Source organism: Pseudomonas sp. Nvir (assembly GCF_963778085.1).
Lineage (GTDB): Bacteria > Pseudomonadota > Gammaproteobacteria > Pseudomonadales > Pseudomonadaceae > Aquipseudomonas > Aquipseudomonas juntendi.
Genome location: NZ_OY970405.1, coordinates 1437415 through 1460714, shown reverse-complemented (window position 1 = coordinate 1460714; position 23300 = coordinate 1437415). Strand labels below are relative to the sequence as shown.

The 23300-nt window shown below is 54.0% G+C and carries 15 protein-coding genes; 8 read left to right on the top strand and 7 right to left on the bottom strand.

From position 1 onward, the window contains the following. Positions 1 to 54: 54 nt before the first annotated feature. The 7 genes from AACG97_RS06975 to AACG97_RS06945 all read right to left on the bottom strand — a co-directional run bounded on the left by AACG97_RS06975 (position 55) and on the right by AACG97_RS06945 (position 9120). On the bottom strand, positions 55 to 1164 hold the full coding sequence (locus AACG97_RS06975; RefSeq protein WP_029885246.1) for a glycosyltransferase family 4 protein: 1110 nt from the start codon (positions 1162 to 1164) through the stop codon (positions 55 to 57). Further along, the gene (locus AACG97_RS06970) at positions 1161 to 2303 is read right to left on the bottom strand and encodes a glycosyltransferase family 4 protein (protein ID WP_225785788.1); all 1143 of its coding nucleotides are present in this window, start codon (positions 2301 to 2303) and stop codon (positions 1161 to 1163) included. Before AACG97_RS06970 ends, AACG97_RS06975 begins: the two co-directional genes overlap by 4 nt. Next, complete coding sequence (locus AACG97_RS06965) at positions 2300 to 3196, bottom strand: GDP-mannose 4,6-dehydratase (protein ID WP_029885244.1); 897 nt, start codon at positions 3194 to 3196, stop codon at positions 2300 to 2302. Before AACG97_RS06965 ends, AACG97_RS06970 begins: the two co-directional genes overlap by 4 nt. Next, entirely contained in the window at positions 3196 to 4227 is a 1032-nt protein-coding gene (gmd, locus tag AACG97_RS06960; RefSeq protein ID WP_225785789.1) for a GDP-mannose 4,6-dehydratase, read from the bottom strand. Before gmd ends, AACG97_RS06965 begins: the two co-directional genes overlap by 1 nt. A 325-nt stretch (positions 4228 to 4552) precedes the next feature. Next, positions 4553 to 5968 (bottom strand): TolC family outer membrane protein, encoded by a 1416-nt coding sequence (locus tag AACG97_RS06955; RefSeq protein WP_225785790.1) that lies wholly within the window; start codon positions 5966 to 5968, stop codon positions 4553 to 4555. After that, complete coding sequence (locus tag AACG97_RS06950) at positions 5965 to 7290, bottom strand: HlyD family type I secretion periplasmic adaptor subunit (RefSeq protein ID WP_070085788.1); 1326 nt, start codon at positions 7288 to 7290, stop codon at positions 5965 to 5967. Before AACG97_RS06950 ends, AACG97_RS06955 begins: the two co-directional genes overlap by 4 nt. A gap of 12 nt (positions 7291 to 7302) precedes the next feature. Next, positions 7303 to 9120 carry a type I secretion system permease/ATPase gene (locus AACG97_RS06945; protein WP_225785791.1) on the bottom strand — a complete coding sequence of 606 codons (1818 nt, stop codon included), beginning with the start codon at positions 9118 to 9120 and terminating at the stop codon, positions 7303 to 7305. 532 nt (positions 9121 to 9652) lie between these two features. On the opposite strand from AACG97_RS06945, the gene AACG97_RS06940 reads away from it, so the two are divergent. From AACG97_RS06940 to AACG97_RS06905, 8 genes are all read left to right on the top strand, one after another. Further along, positions 9653 to 10534, top strand: coding sequence for a hypothetical protein (locus tag AACG97_RS06940; protein ID WP_225785792.1), 882 nt, complete (start codon positions 9653 to 9655; stop codon positions 10532 to 10534). 17 nt (positions 10535 to 10551) lie between these two features. After that, entirely contained in the window at positions 10552 to 11994 is a 1443-nt protein-coding gene (locus tag AACG97_RS06935; RefSeq protein ID WP_225785793.1) for a DUF4214 domain-containing protein, read from the top strand. 144 nt (positions 11995 to 12138) lie between these two features. Further along, entirely contained in the window at positions 12139 to 14610 is a 2472-nt protein-coding gene (locus tag AACG97_RS06930; protein WP_225785887.1) for a glycosyltransferase family 2 protein, read from the top strand. After that, entirely contained in the window at positions 14607 to 16967 is a 2361-nt protein-coding gene (locus tag AACG97_RS06925; RefSeq protein WP_225785794.1) for a glycosyltransferase family 2 protein, read from the top strand. The genes AACG97_RS06930 and AACG97_RS06925 overlap by 4 nt, the downstream gene beginning before the upstream one ends. Before the next feature lie 220 nt (positions 16968 to 17187). Beyond that, on the top strand, positions 17188 to 18426 hold the full coding sequence (locus AACG97_RS06920) for a glycosyltransferase family 2 protein (RefSeq protein WP_225785795.1): 1239 nt from the start codon (positions 17188 to 17190) through the stop codon (positions 18424 to 18426). 9 nt (positions 18427 to 18435) lie between these two features. Then, on the top strand, positions 18436 to 19626 hold the full coding sequence (locus AACG97_RS06915) for a glycosyltransferase family 2 protein (protein ID WP_225785796.1): 1191 nt from the start codon (positions 18436 to 18438) through the stop codon (positions 19624 to 19626). Positions 19627 to 19689: 63 nt separating this feature from the next. Further along, positions 19690 to 20862: a hypothetical protein gene (locus AACG97_RS06910; RefSeq protein WP_225785797.1), complete on the top strand. Its 1173-nt coding sequence runs from the start codon at positions 19690 to 19692 to the stop codon at positions 20860 to 20862. A gap of 3 nt (positions 20863 to 20865) precedes the next feature. Further along, positions 20866 to 23280, top strand: coding sequence for a glycosyltransferase family 2 protein (locus AACG97_RS06905; protein WP_225785798.1), 2415 nt, complete (start codon positions 20866 to 20868; stop codon positions 23278 to 23280). The last annotated feature ends 20 nt before the right edge of the window (positions 23281 to 23300 follow it).

Below are 23300 nucleotides of genomic sequence, written 5' to 3'. Positions count from 1 at the left end.
CTTGGGTGCCGCAATGGCCGACCGGACTTGCTGCTTGGCTGCGCGGGTAAACAGCTAAAGCAGGCTACGATAGAGTTCGGCATAGCCAGACGCCATGGCCGATGCGGTGAATACCTGCTCATAGCGCTGCAACGCCCGCCCTCCCATGGTTTGGGCCATGGCCGGATCGTCCCACAACCGTTGCATGGCTTGCGCCAGCGCTGCGGCATCGCGTGGAGGCACTACCAGCCCCGTCTCGTCGGCCAGGTTGATGAACGTTGTGCCCGATCCCATTTCGCAGGAGATAAGCGGTTTGCCATACATGGCCGCCTCCAGCAGCGAGATGCCGAACGACTCCGAACGCAGGTGGGACGGGAAAGCGAAGGCGTAGCACAGTTCAAGCAACGCCGCCTTGTCGTCATCCGGCAGCCCGCCCAGGAACTGGACGTTGTGCAACCCCGCCTCCGCCGCCTGCTGCTTCAGCTGATGCTCAAGGAAGCCGCCCCCCATGATCACCACCGGCAAGCCGTTGATACGCGCGGCTTCCAGCAAATAATCCAGGCCCTTGTAATAGCGCAAGGCGCCAACGAACAGGAAAAAACGCTCGCCCAGGCGTTGCCGCCAATAGGCCAGCTTCTCGGCACTGGCGGCGGGGTAAGTGGACCGGTCCAGACCATAGGGAATTATGGCGACCTTGTCTTTGAACTGGGTCAGCACCGGGCTATGCGCGGCGTAATTCGGCGAAGATGCAACTATACGATCAACGCTGGAAAAGAACCGCCGCATCAAGGGCTGGTAGAGCTTGAGCAGCCACTTTTGCTTGACGATATCGGAGTGGTAGCTGACCACGGTCGGTTTGTTCAGCCGGGCCAGGAAGTGCACAACATCCATGTACGGCCAGGGGAAGTGGTAATGCACGATGTCTGCCTGCCTGGCGAGTTCGGCAAAATCCTTCATTGCCGACAGCGAGAAGCCCGTGGAGGCGACGTGCAAATCCAGCTTGGCCCGATGGGTGCGGTGGTTGGCCACGCGTTCGTCACGCCCTGAGCCCCGTGGGCTGAGGTAGAGCACTTCAGGTTCAACGCCGTGGGCTTGAGTCCCTTCGGCAATCTGGAAGATTACCTGCTCGATACCGCCCATGGAGTCCGGGTAGTACGTTTTGAAAAAATGCAGAACCTTTATCATCTTTCCCTGACCGACTTGTAAACCTCGACCGTTGCCTGGGCACAGCGCTCCCACGAGAAGCCGCCGGCATGCAACAGGCCCTGCTGCACCGCCGTTGCACGCCAGGCTTCGTCCTCAAGCCCTTGCTGCAACAATGCAGTCAACCCTTCTACATCATCAGGTGCGCACATCAGCGCAGCCGGGCCTGCCACCTCCGGCAGCGACGAGCTGTTGGAGCACACAACGGGCACCCCGGAGCTCATGGCTTCAAGTACCGGCAAGCCAAACCCTTCGTAATGCGACGGGAAGGTGAACAGGCGCGCGCCGGCGAACAGCAAAGGCAGGTCTGCGCTGGCCACGAACCCGAGGTAGCGTGCCCACCCCTGCTGCTGCGCCTGGGCGATACGGTCATGAATGGCTTCGCTGCGCCAACCATGGTAACCGGTAAGAATCAACGGCCACCGTTGGCGCAGGGCGAGCGGCAGACGACTGTAGGCATCCAGTAGCGAGACGATGTTCTTGCGCGGCTCGATGGTGCCGACGAACAGGCTATAGCCGCCCGGTTCGAGGCCATGGCGGGCCAAGGCCTCGCGCAGGGCACCCGGGCTGCGGGGGTGAAACTGTGGCGAACTGGCCAGGGGGACCGCGTGAATCCGGTCCAGCGGCCAATTGAAATAGTCTGCCAGTTCCTGTCGCATGCAATGCGATACGGTAATCAAGGCATCTGCACGCTTGAGGCTTTGCGTAAGCTCCTTCTGCAGATACCGCGCGATTTGCGGCGTATGGCAGTGCGCCCAAGTGAACGGCGACAAATCGTGAAACGTCGCCACCCGCGGACCTGCAAATGGCGGCAGGTAAAAGTTGGTACTGTGATAGATGAAGTCTTCATGCCCGCGCAGCGCTTGCTTGCGCAAAATGGGCATCAGCCGCCGGTACACTTCCACAGCCAGTGCGTTTTTCTGCACAAAGCGCTTCAGGCCGTGCACGGCGTCGGACTGGTCGGAAGGTGAAACCAGTTCGGGCAAAAACTTGCGACCAGCAAACAGCCGCAACTCGCTGATTTCATCAGCGTGCTGCAGCCGCGAGGCTAATTCATAGGTATAACGCCCAATGCCGGTAAGCGGGAAGCGCACCGACTCTACAGAAAGGATGAGCTTCATTTATCAGCAAGCATCCAACCCAGCGTTTCATCCAGCGACGGGGTTTCCCAGCCAGGTAGCAAGGCCCGCAGCTTTGCGTTGTCACCACACAGGGTTTTGACCTCGTTAGCGCGGACAAAAGCCGGATTCACCTGTACCTCGAGTTGGTGCCCCGTAATAGCCGAGCACTTGCCGATCACTTCGCGCAACGAATGGGTTGTACCAGAACTGACATTGATCGCCTGCCCGACCGGCCGTGCTTCGATCAAGCCACGATAGGCCTGGACAACCGCGCGCACGTCACTGAAGTCGCGCCAGACATCCAGATTGCCAAGCTCGATCACTTCGGCCTTGCGGCGAAAGTGCGAGACGATCTTGGGTAGCAGGAAGTTGTCTGCCTGCCCAACACCGGTGTAGTTGAAGGGCCGCGCGATAACGATAGGCAGCCGATCACACCACAGCCTGGCCATGTATTCCATGGCCAGTTTGCTGACCGCGTAATCATTGGCGGGCGCCGGCGGCGTCTGCTCGTTCAGCAGCCCTTCGGAAACGTTGCCGTAAACATTGGCACTGCTGGCAAGCAACACACACTCGGGTGTTTTGCCGCAGGCCGCAATAGCTTCGAGCAGGTTGCGCGTACCTATCAGGTTGACCTGATAGAACGCGTCGGCAGCACCATGCCCTACAAAAGCAATGGCAGCCAGATGGACGATGACATCCGGCTGCAGTTCGGCCAGCAACGCGCGCAACCCAGGCCCATCGGCAAGGTCGACCTGACGGTAGTCAGGGGCCTGCAGGGGCTGGCTGCCAGTGCCGAAAACTTCATAGCCAGCAGCTCGTAGTTCTGCCGCCATGTAGCGGCCGGTGAACCCGTGTATACCTGTGATGAGTGCGCGTTTGCTGGCCATTTGCATCAGAACGAGAACCCTTGTTCGTTACGACGCAGGTCGGCTTCGACCATCATGCGGCACAGCTCTTCGAGGCTGGTCTTGGGCTCCCAGCCCAGCACGTTCTTGGCCTTTTCCGGGTTGCCGATAAGCAGTTCGACTTCGGCTGGGCGGTAGAATTTCGGGTTGATGACAACCAGTACCTTACCGGTTGCAGCGCAGCTGCCCTGCTCCGCTTCGTCTTTGCCGCTCCACTTGATTTCAATACCAACTGCCTTGAAGGCCATGGTAACGAAGTCGCGTACGGTTTCGGTACGGTTGGTGGCGAGCACGAAGGTATCCGGTTCGTCAGCCTGCAGCATGCGCCACATGCCCTCAACGTATTCCTTGGCGAAGCCCCAGTCACGTTTGGCGTCGAGGTTGCCCAGCTCCAGCTTGTCCAGCAGGCCCAGCTTGATCTTGGCTACCGAGTCGGTGATCTTGCGGGTCACGAACTCACGGCCGCGCAGTGGCGACTCGTGGTTGAACAGGATGCCGCTGGTGGCGAAGATGTTGTACGACTCACGGTAGTTGATGGTCATCCAGTGAGCGTAGAGCTTGGCCACGCCGTAAGGGCTGCGCGGGTAGAACGGGGTGGTTTCGACCTGCGGAATTGCCTGCACCTTGCCGAACATTTCCGAGGTGGAAGCCTGGTAGAAGCGCGCCTTGGGGTTAACGATACGAATGGCTTCGAGCAGGTTGACCGCGCCCAAGCCGGTGATTTCGGCGGTGGTCAGCGGTTGCTCGAACGACACACCCACAAAGCTTTGTGCGGCGAGGTTGTATACCTCGGTGGCCTCGGTGGTTTGCAGCAAACGGATGCTGGCCGACAGGTCGGTGAGGTCGTATTCGACCAGGTGCAGGTTAGGGTTGGTATGGATACCCAACTCCTCGATGCGCCAGAAGTTGACCGAGCTGGTGCGACGGTAGGTGCCGTAAACGGTGTAACCCTTTTCCAGCAGCAGTTCCGCCAGGTAGGCGCCGTCTTGACCAGTGATCCCAGTAACGATTGCTTTCATGTGACTTAACCAACTCCGGTAGTGCCGTGCGGGCATGGTAATTGATAAAACCACGCGGGCCGTTGCCGCCACGCGTGTGCAGATTTAATGCGGAAGTATACATAGGTCGGACAGAGGACTCGACTTGCAAAACAACCGCGTGGTGGGTTGTACCGTTCACGGTTTGCCTGCCGGTGGCTTGGGCTGGGTGGAGCGGGTGAACGGCCTGGCAGATGAAGGTAAGGATAAGTACCCGCGCAAAGGGTTACCAGCATGTAAGGTGTAGGAAAGGTCTGAAACGGCAGGCGGGGCCCGTGTGGGCCGCCACCTGCCGCCAAGCACTCAGTCAGCCACGCGCATTGACCCGCGCCGCATCACCACCCGGCAGGCTGGTTTCAGGCACCGGGCTTAGCCATACATTTACATTGTTTACGCTTTCCTCGGTCAACTCGCCTGCCCAGCGGTTCAGCAGAAACAGGTTGGTGATGAAGTCGTACTGGGTTTTCAGCAAGTCGCGCCGGGCCTTGAATTCGTTCTGCACCGCGGTCAGCACATCCACGGCGTTGACCACGCCGAAAGAAAATGCCTTCTGCGCCGCCAGGCTGGACTGCTGCGCCGATGACAACGCATTGCGGTTGGCGCGGATCTTCTCGACAGCGGCCTGCGCGGTCAGGTAGGCAGTGGTAGTTTCCTTGACCACCTGGCGGCGCACGCCCTCCAGCTGTTCCTCGGCTGCCAGCTGATCATCGTACAGCCCACGCACACGAGCAGAGGTGGAACCCCCGCTGTAGATCGGAATTTTCAACCCCAGCGACGCCACGTAGCTGTCACTGCGCGGTGTTTGGGTATTGTCATAACCCTGGTCGTTCTGCTGCGCAGTCAAACTCAGGCCCAACTGCGGATAGTGCTCACCCTTGCCTTCGCGCACCGCCGCTGTGGCTGCCTCTGCTCCACTTTGGAAAGATTTGAGCATCGGATTGGTTTCGATTGCCTGAGTGACCCAGTTTTGCAAGGGGCGGGTAGGCGCCTGCAACGCCACGTCATTACGAACCCGGCTAAGCGGCTCGGTAATCGGGCGCCCGACAATCTCGGCCAACGCCTCGCGGCTGACCTGCACCTGGTTGCGCGCTTCCACTTCCTGCGCAAGCAAAAAGTCTACCCGCGCCTGCATATCCAGCTTGTCGGTAATCTTGGCCATTTGCCGGTCGAACATGCTACTGACGCGGTCAAGGTTTTTCTGAGTGGCCCGGCGCTCCGCCTGGACCAGGGCCAACTCGTCGTCTGCCGCCAGCGCTACGAAGTAACGCTTGGCCAGGTCGACCGTGGCCTCCGCCAGGGTATCCTCCGCCTCAAACCCCTTCTGGGCCTTGACGCTCTTGGACTTCTGGTAACGCTCCCAAGCCGGCTTGTTGTACAGATACTGGGTCAAGCTGAGCGAGTAGGTTTCGGTATTGTAGATGTCGCGCTCGAGTTCGTTCTTTCGCAGAATCCGGCTGGAGTTGGCATTGGCCGACACCTGGGGCAACAACCCACCCAGCGCGGCACGCTGCTGCTCACTCGCAGAGCGCGCCCGTGCGTACGCCGCCAGCACCCGCGGGTCTTCCAGGCGCGCCTCCCGGTACAACCCGGCCAGGTCCAACGCATAAGTAGAAGCCGACACGCCCTTCGGAGCAACGCCTTCGCCACCCCTCCCCTCTACAGCCACCGCCTGCCAGGCGACCATGCACAACATTACTCCCGGTAGCAAACGCAGCACGATCATTCCTCAATCAGCGATTCAGCGAACATGTTGCGCGCCGGTTTCAGCAGGTATTGCAGCATGGTGCGGTCGCCTGCATTGATCAAGACTTCGGCCGGCATGCCAGGTTGCAGCTTGCGACCGGCCAGTTTCTTCATGCCGTCTTCGGTGACTTTAACGCGCACCAGGTAGTACTGATCGCCCGAGCGCTCATCAACCAGGCTGTCCGCCGAAATGCGCGTCAGCTTACCCTCGATGATAGGCGTAGTAGCCTGGTTGAAAGCCGAGAAGCGGACGTCCGCAGTTTTGCCCAATTCCAGCCGGTCGATATCCCGCGGGGCTACCTTGGCTTCTACTACAAGCTCGGACTGCGCTGGCACAATATCCAATAGCGGCGTTGCGGCACTGACGACACCGCCAATGGTGTGCACCTTCATATCCAGCACCATGCCGCTTTCAGGGGCACGTATAACTACGCGGGAGAGGCGGTCGCGAAGCGCTGCTTCCTTTTCCTGCAGGTCGAACACCTGGGCCTGTACGTCGGAAAGTTCCTTGGCAACATCGGCATCGAACTTCTTCTTCAACTGCACGATTTGCAGTTCGGTCTCGCCAATCTGCAACTTGGTCTTGGTAATGCTGGACTGGTGGTCAGCCACTTCGGTCTTGAGCATATCAAGCTTACGCTCCTGCTCCAGCAACCGCTGGTTGTCGACGAACCCCTCTGCCAACAACTCTTTCAGTTGCTTGATTTCACCGGAATACGACTTCTCCAGACCTGTCTTGGTACGGATCATGTCGTTCAAGCCAGCAATCTGCTGCTGCATTTGCTGGATGCGCTCGCGGTTGACAGAAATTTCGCCCTGCAAGGAATCATGGCGCGCCTTGAACACTTGCTGCTCACCGGCCAACGCTTCCTGGGCACGACCAGAGTCGGTGCCCTCCATCGTCACTGCCGGGATCGACGCCAAGCCGTCGCGCTCGGCGCGCAGGCGTGCCTCTTTATAGCGCGCAACGATAAGCTGGTTGCGGGTGGACTCGTATTCAGCGCTGAGCTGTGACTCGTCCAGCACTATCAGCGGGTCACCTTTGTTCACCAGGTCACCATCCCGGGCATGCAGCTCTTTGACGATACCGCCTTCCAGGTGCTGCACGGTCTTGCGGTAGTTCTGCACGGTGACCACGCCGGTGCCGTGCACTGCGTTGCTCAAGGGGGCGAAAGCCGCCCAGGTACCGAAAATGCCGAAGGTGACAAAGACGATGGTCAAACCAATCCGGCGTATACCGCGGTCCGACGTTGGCATGTCATCGAAATTGTGGTCGAAATTTGTAATTGCTTTACTGCTCATCTAGAAGTCCTTTCAAGCGCCAGTACTGGTAGTGGCGGGCACAACCGCCGCAGGCGCAGCAGGGGCAGCATCTGGCGCGGGTGGAGCAGTTGGCGCAGCGGCAGGCGCCTGGGCAGCCGCCGCTGGCGCACCACGCTGCTGAAGCTTGGCTTGCTGGGCGGCCAGTTCAGCGATAACGCGATCGCGCTCGCCATACAGCGAAATGGTGCCACCGGCCATTACCAGAATACGGTCCAGGCGGGTAAGGATATTGGGGCGGTGAGAGACGATAAATACCGTGGCACCAGTTTCCTTGAGCTTTTGCAGTGCCACGCCCAATGCACGCTCGCCCACATCGTCCAGGTTGGAGTTCGGCTCGTCGAGCACGATCAGGCGCGGGTTGCCGTAAATGGCGCGCGCCAGACCGATCCGTTGGCGCTGACCGCCTGACAAATTCACGCCCTCACTACCAATGACCGTGTCGTAACCGTCTGGCAACATCAGGATCATTTCATGCACACCGGCCATCTGCGCGGCTTGCACTACTTTCTCAGGGTCAACCTTGTCGAAGCGCGCGATGTTTTCGCTGATGCTGCCCTCGAACAGTTCGATGTCTTGCGGCAGGTAACCCACGTACGGGCCAAGCGCCTGCTTATCCCAGCTGGCGATATCGGCGCCATCAAGACGCACCACGCCATGCTGCGGCGGCCAGATCCCCATCAATGCACGCACGAGCGTGGATTTGCCCGCAGCACTCGGGCCAACGATACCCACGATTGAACCTGCCGGCGCTACAAAACTGATGCTTCGCAATACCGGGGCTTTGGCACCAGGAGGCGCAACGATCAGGTTCTCGACCTGGATGTGGCCTTCTGGCGCAGGCAATGGCATACGCTCAGGCTCTTTATTCAGATCGTCCATCACTTTATTCAGGCGGTCATATTGGACCTTAGCCGCCACGAACCCTTTCCAGCTGCCGATCATCTGATCGATTGGCGCTAGCGCGCGCCCCAGTAGCAGCGAGCCCGCCATCAACAACCCAGGGTTGATTTCGTGGGTAACGACAAGATACGCACCAATGGCCAGCATGATCGACTGCGACCACATTCGGAACGTTTTAGAGGTAGAGCTTACGATCCCACCTTTGTCACTGGCCTGTGACTGCAGCATCATGATGTTGCGTTGGCGTTTAGCCCACCGGTTCATCAGCGTCTCGAGCATACCCATAGACTCGATCACTTCGGCGTTACGCAGCGTCTTGGTCGTTACCACGTTGGAAGCCACGTTCTCTTTGTTGGCCGCAGCCAACGCCTGCCCTGTAAGACGGTGGTTGACGACAGCCAGCACCGACAGAACGGCACCACACGCCAGCGTCATCCAGCCAAACCACGGGTGAAAGAGGAACATCACGATGGTGTAAATCGGAAACCAGGGAGCATCGAAGAAAGCAAACAAGCCTGGCCCAGTAAAAAATTGGCGCAAGGCTGTGAGGTCATTCAAGGATTGCGCAGTTGCATCCGCACCACCACTGGTCAGCGCGCGCTTGAAGCTTGCACGGTATACATCCCGACTGAGCAACACATCCAGACGGTTACTGATACGAACCATGATGCGAGAACGCACCCACTCCAGTGCCCCCATTGTGAGTAGCAGCACTGTCAGGATCAGCGTCAACATGAGCAATGTTGAAGTGCTGCTGGAGGGCACGACTCGACCCGATACCTGGATCATGAAGAAGGTAGGCACCAGCATCAGCGCGTTGACGAAGAAGCTGAAGAAACCGACCGAAAGGAAGCTGCTTTTACAAGCTTTCAGGGCAGCTTGCAGATTATTTTCGGATTGTGAACTCATGGTATCCATACTGAGGAAGGCGGAAGCGGCAGGCAGTGTAACACCCGCATAGGTACGTCTGGCTCTCAGATTATCCGGAAACGAGCTCGTTCCCCGACCAGCCGCGATTATTCATGAAAGTTTGTTGAGCAATCCGGCCCTGAACCTCCACCTTTCGCCAGACGCAACACAAGGCGACAAACGGCTAGCAGGTCAAACCTTCCTGCCAGGTCTTTGTCAAAAAAATCAGGGCGAGGCGAAACCTGCATAGCGCTTTGGGTAGGCTGCTGATTTTTCTAACATTTTTCTCTGCCCTGGGTAATCCTATTATTTTTGTCGGGTACTAAAACCAGACCCTCGAGAGCGCGAAAGTCAGCGCTAAGTTCCGGACGAATATGAAATTTTTTTTAGATTTCTTGGTTGACAACCCTTCCCTCTGACGGCATCTTCGCCACTCGCAGGGAGCCTTCACCGGCCGTTTGGTGCACGCACGGGTTTGAGCAAGTTAGCTACCAGTGTTTTTGCTTAAAAGGAGCTTAACAACGCCATGTCTATGCCTTCGCAGACCCTTGACGGCCTGAAAATCAGTTCCCGGGTTACGCTGCTCGAGCCGGGCATGTACATCTTCCGCTACGCCTCGCAGCCCCCTGCCGACAAGCCCGTGTGCATTGCGCTGCAGCAAGCACCATTGGGCAAAGGCTCCATCGACTTCTTTCCCGCCGAGGGCGTCAGTAAAAACATGCTGACCAAACTGGGCGACACCATTGTGGCTCGGGTCAAAGGTGGTGTAACCACCGTTCTGATTACTGAATACCACATGTTCGACGAGGTGATCGACCCAATCGACCTTCGCATCGACCGCATAGACACCTCGCCGGCCATCATGCGTACCTACGCCGTTGTCGCAACGGCGGAGCCAGCCCAGGCCATTGCTGCCAGCACCAAACCCTTACCCATCACGCTTACCGCCCACCTGAAAAAGGCGGGTGAGGTAACCTCCAATGAGGGTTGGGTAGGTGCACCCGGTACTGAAGATTTCATTGAATCGTTTGCCATCGAATGGGCTGAAAAACCGGTAGGCGTAGACTTGCTCTACACCTGCATGGTGGCTGGCTCAGGCCCTTGTCGCAATGTGTCGACGGGGACGTACGTCGGTGCCAAGGCGCAGGGCCTGCCACTGCTGTGTGTTGGTTTCAGCCTGGTCGGCCCTCTGCGCAAAAACTACGAATTGACTGGTGTTGTGGTGTTCGGCAATGCCGAACCACAACGCCTGGTCGCCAATCAGATGATGCATGGCCCCACCGGCAACGAGCCGCTGGTGGCGCTGCATATCGCCCTGACCCCCGTTACGAAGATGAACGCTGCCCGCCTTAAGTCTCCGTGGGAAAACTCTGCAACTGAGCAGACTACTATTGCAGCAGGCCAGCCGGCCTGAAGTAACAGGAATACACCATGCAATACGATAATCCCGTATCGAGCAGCGACGTACAAGCTACTCTGACCGCCGAAAGCGCCAACCTGTCCGACTCCACCATCGAGGCTATCAACAGCCTGCTGAACCTGGACAACGCAGAGACCGTTTCGGTTGCTGGTATCACCGGCACTACCGTTCAGCTGCCAGCTTCCGGTGCTGCAAGCATCGTTCAAGGCACTGTGGAAGGCGTTAAAGGCGACACCGTGGTACTGGACCTGGCCGCTGCTGAAGCTGCTGGCGCCAGCGTTTACCACCTGCAGAGCGATGCCAACCTGGTCGTTAACCTGGAAGGCCAAGCTGCCGCCCCTGCTGCCGACGTTCAAGCCTTCGCTGCCCTGGCTGCAGTCGATACCTCGGCTATCGAACTGGTAGTAGCCACCGGCAACGGTGACGACGTAATCACCGTTAAAGGCGACCAGAACACCCTGATCGACGCTGGCAACGGCAACGACACCATCGTTACTGGCAACGGCAATAACACCGTTATCGCTGGCGCTGGCAACAACAACATCACCACCGGTTCCGGCGATGACACCATCATCCTGAGCGGTAGCAACCACGCTGACATCGTCAACGCTGGCGAAGGCTACGACGTTGTTCAGTTGGACGGCTCGCGCGATGACTACACCATCGCAGTTGGCAACAACTTCAATGTCAACCTGACCGGTAACCAGACCGCAGCCATCACCGACGCCGAGTTCCTGACCTTCGTCAACGGTGAAGAAGTGGAAACTGTTGCCCTGGCCCACAACGACGCAGAAGCTGCTGCCCTGCGCCTGTACCAAGGCATCCTGGACCGCGACGTAGACCAGAGCGGCGCCAAGTTCTTCACTGGCTATGTGAACAACGGTGGTTCGCTGACTGACGTTGCCAACGCTCTGCTGGATTCGTCCGAATTCGCTGGCGTTAACAACGCTGCTGACGTCAACGAGCTGTACGAGGCCCTGCTGGGTCGCGGCGCTACCGATGACGCTGGCTCCAGCGTTTGGACCCAGCTGCTGGCCAACGGCGGTAGCCTGGCGGACGTAGCTGCTGCCATCTCGGTTTCGGCCGAAGCTCAGGCACTGGACGCGTCGAACGGTACCTTCGTTGAAAACCTGTACGAAGCTGCCTTGGGTCGCGAAGCTGACGAAGCTGGCCTGCAGAACTGGGTATCCCAGCTGTTCAACGGCGCAAGCCGTGCCGACATCGCCCAGGCGATCGTTGGTTCTGCTGAAGCTGCCTCGAAAGCCAACTCCGACTTCATCGATTCGCTGTACCAGTCCGCTCTGGACCGTACCGCTGATGACGCTGGTAAGGCTCACTGGGCTGCTCAGCTGGAAGCTGGTGCTTCGCAGGCTGACGTTGCTATCGCAATCGTCGGTTCCGAAGAAGCCGTCGCTCACAACGACAACGTCGTTGTACTGCACGGCCAAGTGTAACTAGCCCTGCTGTAGCGCTGCGTATGTCCGGCCTCAGGGCCGGGCATATGCCAAAGGGGCGACTTTCGGGTCGCCCCTCTTTTTATTATCTGTAGCCAAGCCAAGCTTATGTCCAGACAACTCGACCATGGGCGAGAGACGCTCATGGGCATCTTCCACCGCCACCGTCAGGCCAACGAGCATGACGCGGCGGCAACTGCACTCGAACGTGCGTTGCAGGTTCCCGAGTACCGGGCCGAAGCACTCGTATGGAAAGGCATCGCGGCCTTGCCGCAGACGCCCGAGCTGGCTTTTTTATTTTTCGCCAATGCCGCCAGGGCATTGCCCGAGCGGGCCGACGTTCACGCGTTGGTGGGGCGCAGCCTTCTGGCGCAAGGCCACTTCGAGATGGCCACGCGCTACCTTACAAATGCCTGGAAACTTCAGCCCAACGATCTTGCCCTGCGGCTAACCCTTTGGGAGGCCCGCAACCGGTCAGAAACGCCTGCAGAGTTGCGGCGCACGATTCTGGCCCACCTGCCCGATATCCAGACGGGTAAAGAGCTTGGGTTGGTAGTCAAGCTGCTGGCGGCGCAAAGCGACGCTCCGGGCACTATCGGTGTTGTGCGTTATCTGCCGGAACAGAAGGAAATTCAGGGCTGGGCGATCGACTTGCAGAATCTGCAAGCGCCCGCAGCGCTGCAGATTGAAGCCAATGGCGCTCGCATTAACGCGACTGCCAGCGCCGCCCACCCGCTGCTTGGTGCAGCGGGGCTCCCAGCGACCCATGGTGGTTTGCGGGTGAGCGTACCGAACCCCACCCCTGCAGTGCACGTTCAATTTGCCAACGGCATGCCCCTGCTAGGCAGCCCGGTTTACGCCATGCCGGTCTTCGTTCCGCCTGCTAGCGTAGGTGGCGGCGAAAACAACCCAGTGGATGTGCTGATTCCGGTCTATAACGGCCTTGAGGAAACACTGGAGTGCATCAACAGCGCGCTGGACGCCCGCAAATTGAACCGCACCCCGCACCGACTGGTGGTTATCGAAGACAAGACGCCGGTCCCTGCCCTGGCCAAGGCACTCAAGGTGCTTGCTGCCAAGGGCAAGATCACGTTGATCAACAACGCGGTCAATCTCGGTTTCATTCGTACCATGAACCGCGCCATGGCCCTTAGCCCGAACAAGGACGTAGTGTGGCTCAACGCTGATACCCGCGTACACGGCGCCTGGCTGGATCGGTTGCGTGCAGTTGCTTATAGCGACGAACGCATTGCGTCGGTAACGCCGTTCACCAATAACGGCGAGCTCATGAGCTTCCCCCGTAGCCAGATCTGCCACGAAATGCCCAGCGCCAAGGCCCAGGCCGAACTGGATGAGCTCGCCCGGCAGGTGGCCAGCCCACCCGTCGAGATCGAGACGGGCTGCGGCTTTTGCCTGTATATCAAGCGGGCCGCACTGGACCAGGTAGGCTACCTGGACGAAGTACACCTGGCACGGGGCTACGGTGAAGAAACCGACTGGTGCCTGCGCGCCCGCAGCCACGGCTGGCGGCATATGGGGGCGCCTAACGTGTTTGTGGCACACCGGGGTGGTATTTCGTTCGGTGCCGAGAAGGTAATGCGAGTGGCGTTGAACAACGCAACCTTGCGCCAACGCTACCCCGACGCATCCAGCAGCTATCAAGCATTCTGCCTGCGCGACCCTATCAAACCTGCACGCCAGGCTTTACAGGAAGCGCGCCTTGAGCACTTGCTACGTAAACCGGCGAGCGAGCGAAATCTCAGTTGGCAGATGGGTGAGGACAAGACGCTCTACATCCACGATGGCTCAAATGACGATGCTGTTTTCAGCTTGGCTTATCACCACAGCAGTCATCGAACTTGGGTAGTGCTGACCGCCCCATTGTGCCCCTTGCCTCTGAATCTGGAGTACGAACTGCCGGGCGATTTCACTCACTTGGTCGAATGCCTGCGCAGCCTGCCATTGCAGGCAATGTTGTTCCAGAACCTTGCCCGCTGCCCGATTGGCTTATGTGATCTACCGGCAATGCTGGACATTCCGTACCGCATTCTGTGCAACGACGACCGCCTGCTCGATTCGCGGGGTGATTATGACTGGCGGCGTTTTGCTCGCGAAGCGGCCAGCGTTCAGTTGCCATGGCCAGCGCTACAACCTGTTTACAGCGATGCGCTGCCAGATTCCAACTTAGTAACAGAGGCGACTGCGGTCACCAGCGGGTTGGCTGTGCATATGCCTCAATCACTCGTCATTGGTGACAGCCTGCGCGATGCCAGCATTGCACAGCATTGGCTGGACGTTGCAAGGCATATTAAACGCGCGGAATTGTCCATCCGTTTGGTTGCGCCAAGCGATGGCCCCCTGCTGAAACAACTGCAAGCCACCGGTTCCGTACATGTGCTGCCCGACTTGAATGGCTTCACCTTGGCCGAGCGAGCCCAAGCCGCCGGATGTGATGCTGTGCTCAGCCTGGCTGAAAATCCTGGCAGCGACTGGGCGGCCCCTCGCTTGGCAGCCCAGCTGGGTATACCGCTGTTCGCACCCTCCAATTTGTTGGCAAGAGACACAGGGGCCGCAGCCCTGACCGCCTTGCCTTTCACCCTGAGCCTGCTCCAATGACCGAACACCTTGTGGATCAACAGCAAACGGCTCAGCCGGTCGCCCTACCCGCCTTCAGCGGCGCCATATTTGGCCTTCAAGGGGACGTACTGCACGGCTGGGCGATGGACAACACGCAACCGGAAAACCGGCCTGTCATCGAGGTGTTCATCGATGGAGCCAGCGTTGCTCTGGCACGTGCCGACCAATATGAGCCTAACGCACCAATGGGCGACCAGTACCATGGCTTTGCCGTGCAATTGCGCCAGCGCTGGCTTGACGAGGCATGCTTGATCACCGCACGCATCGCCAACCAGTCATTCGAATTGGAAGGTCAACTTTCGCTCCCGGTAGCACCCAGCGACGACAGTGCCTCGATTGCGTCCCAGGTTTGGCATACAGGCGGCTTGCGTGTCGGTGGTTGGTGCTGGGATCCAAAGGCACCTGATCGGCATGTGGAGGTTACGGTACGGGAAGGCGATCAAGTGGTTGGTCGGGCCGTATGTAATGAGCACAACCAAGCCTTGGCGTACCGCGCCACTAGTGACCACGGATTTGGCATCGATCTCCCCTGGGAGTTGGCCGATGGCAAGGTCCATGTGCTGGAAATCGTCAATGATCTTGGACAGCAACTGACGGGTAGCCCCATTCGCTTGTGCTGCTGGCCGGAGGGTATGGAAGGTCTAATCAGGCGGCTCGAACCAGCACAGGATTCAGCAACACTCGAGCTGCTCAATGCAGTTGCGAAGGAACAAAGCATACGCCTGCCCAAGAGCGCAGGGTGGGGGAGTTATCCGCAGTGGTTCGACGCATTCCAGCGCCTCGACAGAAATTGTGCGCTTCCCATACGAGGTAGGATTGGCGTATTGATTATTAGCGACGGCGATGAGAAATTAGAGCTTCGTACTATGTCAAGTATCTCCGCCGATCGAGAGAATATACATGAGCTAGCGGTTGCGCAATCGAATGACATAGGGCAAGCGATTGCGAAGCTGATTCATTCTGGGTGTGATCGGGTACTACCTATACATGCAGGCGATCACTTGGCGGATTTCGCACTGGGGCACTTGAGTGCTTTGCTCGACGATGGCGCTGCTTGGGGCTATTCAGACTGCGACCGCGATGGTCCTGAGGGCGAGCGGACCTTGCCGTGGTTGAAACCAGTATGGGATATCAACCTTTTCATAGGTGCTGATATCTTTACGTCAGGAGCGATCTTTAGTGAAGAGATTGTAAGTGAGGCGCTGAGCCTGCTCACGCATCGCCTAATCCAAAATGTGGGGTGGCATGACCTTATTGCCGCAGTCGCTTTGGCTACCCAACGCAGCCAAGCCGAAGTTGTGAAGCTAGGTCGCGTTCTTTATCACCGTGCGGAACACATGCCTGGCAGTCCTGAGCATGCCCCCCCCTCGGAAGAAAGATTGATGGCTATTAAGTGGCTATGCGATTCGTTAGTGCCTGGGGCAGAAGTGAGCCATATCCCGGGCTATCCCGCCTTGCTTAGAGCTCATTGGAAGCTGCCTGAAAAAATGCCCCGCGTGAGCTTGATTATTCCTACGCGTGATCACTATAAGCTGCTATGCGCCTGCGTAGAGGGATTGCTTACGCGCACAGACTACCCCGACCTTGAAATAATAGTTGTCAACAATCAGTCTAGTGACATTAAAACGCTAGCATACCTTGACGCACTAAAATCGAGGGGTGTCAAAGTCATTGACTATAATCACCCATTCAATTACTCAACTATCAACAATCATGCTTCGCGCTATGCAACGGGCGAGGTGATTGGATTAGTAAACAATGACATTGAAGTTCTCGGGCCTGAATGGCTAAAAGAGATGATTGCGCAATTGTATCAGCCGGACGTTGGTGCGGTGGGGGCTAAACTTCTATGGCCAAATAACATGGTACAGCATGGAGGCGTTGTTGTAGGCATCAACGGATTAGCAGCACACATTGGGAATAATTTACACAGAGATGATGCGGGTTATCTTGGGCTGAACCAGATCACCCGGCGCCAAAGCGCTGTGACCGCTGCCTGCCTTATAATGCATAAAGATTTATTCTATAAAGTGGGAGGTCTGGATGAAAATGCATTCCCTGTTGCTTTCAACGATGTTGATTTATGCTTACGCATCCTAAAACAGAATATGCATGTTATTTGGTGTGCATCTAGCCAACTGATACACGCTGAGTCAGCAAGTAGAGGTAAAGATCAATCACCTGATAAACTTGCTCGCTCCCGGCGAGAGCAGCAGCGTTTCATTGAAAAATGGAGCCCACATGGATTGAGTGATCCTCATTATCATAAAGCATTGAGTATAGATTATCTCAGCGGACCTTATGGTGGACTGTCTCTTCCACCGGCACTCGATTGAATACCATGACGAATAATGAGTCATTAAACCAGCATTAACTCCATGGTATTCATGTTGGAAATTATAGCTAGAGTGACTCATTATTGAACATCCACAGTCAAGCCTCAAATCGAAGCCAGTCTGCGGCCTGCTTGGAAATATTAAGTCCAACTCAAGCAGAGTTCAAGTTCTTGAGACTCTTAAATCCGAAAGCACAAACTGACTTAAGGCAGAGATGACAATGGTAAAGGAAGATAACAATTTGAAAATAGGCATCTGCTCGATCTTCAAAAATGAAGGTCCGTACATACTTGAGTGGCTAGCCTATCATCGCATCATTGGAGTAGAACAGTTTTTCATTGCTGACAACGACAGCACTGATGATGGGAAAGAATTGCTTGAAGCTCTGGACGCCTTAGGCCTAATCAAGTTATTAGCCTTCCCCACACCTGTTGACCGCGCCCCACAGCTTCCTGCCTATAAAGAATTAATGGAGCAGCACTCCACAACAGTAGATTGGGCTGCTTTTATAGATGCTGATGAGTTTCTGCTTCCTGAGGATGGGAATCTAAGGTCAACAATTAAAAAAATAACGAACAACACCAGCTCGATTGGTGCCATCGCAGTGAACTGGGCAAGTTTCGGTTCATCCGGCCTGAAAGAATTTGACTCTCAGCCCGTCATCAAAAGATTTGAAGGGAGAGGCGAAAAGCATTTCGGAGTGAACCGCCATTATAAGTCTATAGTGAAGACGGTTGCCTACGATGGCACGGAAGAAAATCCCCACTTGTTCAAGCTCAAATCCGGCTTTACGTGCGTTGATACAGCTGGGCACGATTTAATACCAGACTCCAAAGGGATAAAGGGACTGAGTGAGACAGTATGTTGGGAGAACCTACGCCTGAATCACTATATTATTAAATCACACGGTGAGTTTCTGTATAAAAAAAGCAGAGGTCGGGCAACTGTCAAGAATAATTCCAAACTGGATAGAGATATCAATTTCTTTAACGCACATGACGTTAATGACGTCAATGATGCTTTTGACCCAGCGTTACTCGAAAAAACCTGCTTAGAATTGGATAGACTAAAAAGTCAACTTTCAGCACACGGAGTGCCAGACCACGTAATAAACGTGATACCACCAAGAATTCCACATATTAGAGTAGCGATTGATAGAGTCGAGTACTGTAACTACCTTACTGTTGTCGGCTGGGCATTTGCGGACGATGGTTCTGATTTGAATTTTTCATTAGGCGTCAATGGTCAGGATTATCCATTTCAATCCATTGACAGAATTAGGCGACAAGATGTTGTGGATCAAATTCCTGGAGCGCCATTGGATAGCGGATTTTCATGTAAGATCGGCGCGCAGGCATTGAAGAACGAGTCTGACTCGGCAGATGTTCTTTTGAGGATGCACACTAAGGGATATACGCATGCCATCGCCATTGGCGCTCTATCCTCTCTGCTTGGGTGATTAGAAATCATGGAAATTCGGATTGGGACTATCTTTAAAAATGAATACGACTACATTCTAGAGTGGCTTGCATGGCACAGAATTGGTGGGTTTAGTAAATTCATAATTGCTGACAATGGCTCAACTGACAAGACCTTACAGCTGATTGAGGCACTAAGTAGCAAAGGCATGACTGATATCATGTACCAGCCCAAACTGCTAGGAAACTCTCAACTCACTGCCTATCGAAGAATTTCAGAAAAATTTGTCGATCGAGAAAATACCGTACTATTTCTTGACGCAGATGAGTTTTTAGTTCATGAGTCGTTTGCGGATGGGGCTGAGTATTCAGAACTATCTAAATTGATGAGTAACCCCGAAGTAGGTATGGTCGGCATCAACTGGAGATGCTTCGGCTCATCCGGCCTTGAAAAGAAGGATGACCGTCCTGTTCTCGAACGTTTTAATTACTGCTCGGGGGATGAGATGCATGGGAAAAACTGTCATTTAAAATCCGCAACCAAACTCGCATTTGCTTACCAAATTGGGCCTCACATTTCTTACCTCTATCCTCCCTACAAGCGAATTGATAGCACCGGAGCACCGTTAACCGAGTTTATTGAAATAGAGCGCGGAGTCGTAACACCGGCAACTGGAATGCCGAAGGGCATTGCGAAACACGTTATATCTGGACCGCTGAGAGTTAACCATTACGTAATAAAATCCAAAGAAGAGTTCGTCCGTAAAAAATTGAATCGTGGAGATGCGATGGGTGGCGACCTTACGCTTAAAGACTCAAGTTATTTCGAGATCCATGACTTCAAAGACGTCTTCTATAAATTACCTGATAGCAAATTAGATTCGCTAAAAAAAGAAATTAAAAATCTTAAAGCGGCTTTAGAAACTTCGGTATTTACTGAAAAACTGATTGGCGCTGTAGACAAATCTAATGACAAATTTATCTCAGGCTGGGTTTGCAGGCAGGACGGGGGGAGCGCGGATATTAAATTGAGCGTCTTCGTTAATGGCGTATTTCGAAGCTATTTCAGAGCCAACTACTTCAGACCCGACCTTAAAGATAAAAACATTTCGCAAGATGGAATGTGCGGATTCTATTTCCACCATGAATCTACTCTTAAACAAGGTGATGAAGTCGAAGTCAAAGTCTTTGGAAATACGTGCAGCCTGATGGGATCGCGCATAAGCGTGATAGGTAAATAATTACCATGGGCTGCATATGCTTAATGTTCAGAGTAGTGGAATTAATACTAGATTGGTGGCAGCATGCATAAGCTAAAAGATTTTAATGCTGACCAAGGGCTAAGTGAGATCGCAGCAATTCTCAAAAAGATTGAGACAACCTGTGCCTTACGTTTTCAATCCCTTGAAGATGTTCATTACGATGAACGAACTACGCTCTTAGGTGAGATCTTCAAAATACAAAGTGCGTTGGAAAGATCGTTAGAGAACGAGAAATTCTTGGAAGGCAAACTCAATACTTCGTTACAATTTATTGATCGGCTGAGTGCCGTTGTACCGCATCGATGGCTGGGCTCGATGGTAACTATTGAAGAAGTCAGTACAGACCATGAGAGTGAAACCCTTCAGTGGCATGTGTCAGACGTTTTCATTGGAGGGCGATTTTTTGACCTCCTAAAGTTCAAAACAAAAACTATGAATAGCACTGCCAGCATAGAATTCTCTAGGGGGGCAGAACAAAAAGATACTGCTCTGTTTACTCGCTGGCCAGCCTGCCTTGGCGAAGGTAACCGACTAACAGTCACCACACCAAAAAGTTCCGCTAGAGATAAAACGTTGTCGAGCTTTGGGCCAAGTGATTGGCTTTTAATTCAAGAGATTGTTTGCGATTTATTGCGCTACATCGAACACTCTGATGAAACAGGTAATAACATGCTGGCTAAAGGGCTGGCACCGGCTCTTCAAAACCTAGGGAAAGTAATATCATCACACCCGCCAGTTCTTAGATTCGATCATATTTCGCTAATTGAACTTACTCACAATGGCGGCTATCACGGACTTAAATTGAAGCTGGAAAACGTAGTCCAGAGCGGCACTCACTGGGAAGTTGTGGAGTACACACTATCAACCGTCGACGCGGCTGGGGAGTCGTTCGGAAGCCACCCACGGATAGAGTTCTGTAGAGTAGCCCATCCCTTCCTCTCGGGTTGGTATCCTGAACAAATCGACGATGACGGCGGTCGCTTTGAACTCCGTTTCGAGGCACCTACACTGATGGACATTAAGGTTTGGAATAGCCTGCCTGATATGGACAAGATACGTCTGGTTAGTTTACTGAGTTCTCTTGACGTACAATTCGCTGAACTGGAATCTCAACATCCCCATGTAGATTGGGGGAAATGGCGTGAACTGGGAACTTGCATGAAGAACATTATTGCAAAAACAATGTCCAGCTATCAAAAGCCAGGGAAGATTTAAATCATGAAGCCCAGTACGGTTGGCAAATCTATTTTGGTAAGCGCCAATGAAAGCTTCCAACGCCAAGAATACTCTAAAGCACTAAACCTTTATGCCCAAGTGATCCAAAGTCAACCAGAAATGGCTGAGCACATACGGTTCAACATTGCGATTGCTATTACGCTATTGAGAAACCCTCGCAGCTCGCAAATACAATTTAATCCAAACACTAGCTTAGTTCCCGCCCAAGATATTGTGGCCAACTCAGATAGTGGAGCAGGATGGATTTCAAAAGGCAACGACCCCTATTTCTTCATCGACAATAAGGGCCCGTCTTTTGCAGAAGGATGGTACTTGGTGGATGTGTTGATGACCTGCAAGAAGCGAAAGTCGATTTCGCGACTGTACGCTGATTATGGCTCTGGCTTCTCAGAGCAAGGATCATTTAACCTGAAAATCAAAAACAATGAGGTTTGTTCGCGTATCATTTATTTTCCTGGCGATGTTAAACTACTTCGGTTTGACCCATTAGAGTATCCAGGACCATTCTGTATTCATGCATTCCAAATACAAAAGCTAACTGAAATTGACGCGAAAAACCACATTATCCTATTCAGCGCACAGCAAAATAGTGGCACAGATGGTAGTTCCAGCTTCACTCTTTCAGACGCCAACCCGGGAAACATCCAAGACATCTATAAACTATACTCGGATAGTCTGAATGAAGACAAAAACGATTCGACCTATGCTGATTGGATCGAGAACACTGAGTCAGTGCATTCACCTAGTAGAGAGCTAGCTCAATGTCTGACAGCTAAAATGTCCTACACTCCAAAAATCTCTATTCTGCTTCCCACGTACAACACTGATGGCACACTGTTAAAAGAATGCATTGAGTCAGTCATAGCGCAAACATACGAAAACTGGGAACTGTGTATCGCTGATGATGCGTCGACAGATCCCTTCGTCGCAAAAATACTAGACGCGTACGCAAAAAAAGATAACAGGATAAAATACACTGTTCGTGCAAAAAACGGACATATCTCCAGATGTTCTAACTCAGCATTGGCACTGGCGACAGGAGAGTACTGCGCTCTTCTCGACCATGATGACCTTTTAGCAAATAATGCATTGCTCCACGTCGCCATTGCAATCAACGAAAATACTGGATGCAAAATTATATATAGCGACGAAGACAAAATCGATATCAATGGGATGCGATTTGAGCCGCACTTCAAGAGCGATTGGAATCCAGAGCTTTTTTACTCACAGAACTATGTATCACATCTTGGCGTATACCAGACCTCACTACTGAAGAAAGTAAAAGGCTTCAGAACTGGCGTAGAGGGGAGCCAAGACTACGACCTTATGCTGCGTTGCCTAGAACATGTCGAACCTGAGCAAATTGTTCATATCCCCCACATCCTTTACCACTGGAGGGTACTTGAAGGTTCTACAGCAATGGCGGCGGGCGAAAAGTCATATACGTCGGACGCCGGCGTCAAAGCGCTCAAACACCATTTTGCAAAATTGAATCGAAGCATTCGTGTTGAGATAGGCCCCGCTCCTAACACTTATCGGGTTCATTGGCCGATACCCAAAAACCCACCTCTTGTAAGCTTGCTCATACCCACACGTGATCGTAGAAATTTAACGGAAGTTGCTGTTCGTAGCATTCTTGAGAAAACAAGCTACAAAAATTTCGAAATCATCATTCTGGATAATGGAAGTGTTGAGCAGGATACGCTTGAGTTCTTTGCGGAAATACAACTCGAATACGAAAACGTCCGAGTAATTAATTATGACTACCCATTCAACTACTCAGCCATCAATAACTTTGGCGCAAAATTTGCCAAAGGTAAGCTGATTGGGTTAGTGAACAACGACGTTGAGGTTATTAATAATGGATGGCTGACCGAGATGGTTTCATATGCTATTCGCAAAGAAGTAGGTTGCGTAGGCGCGAAGCTTTACTACAGCAATGATACTATACAACACGCGGGGGTGATTTGCTCGTTAGGTGGTGTTGCAGGTCACAGTCATAAGCATTTTCATAGAGATCATCCAGGTTACTTCTACAGACTTAAACTTCCACAGACTCTTTCGGCAGTTACTGCAGCCTGCCTATTAGTTCGCAAGGAAGTATTCGACGAAGTTAAGGGGCTGGATGAGGAGAATCTAAAAGTTGCATTCAATGATGTTGATTTCTGTCTGAGAGTGCAAGCTGCGGGTTATAGAAATTTGTGGACTCCTTATGCTGAGCTTTATCATTATGAGTCGATCAGCAGGGGGGCAGAAGACTCTCCAGAGAAGATAAGACGTTTCCAAAGTGAAATCGAATTCATGAAATCACGATGGTCAGTAATTCTTGATAGGGACCCCTACTACAACCCCAATCTGACAAAGGATCGAGAGGACTTCTCGTTGAGCCAAGTATGAAACTTACCCTTGTGTTCACC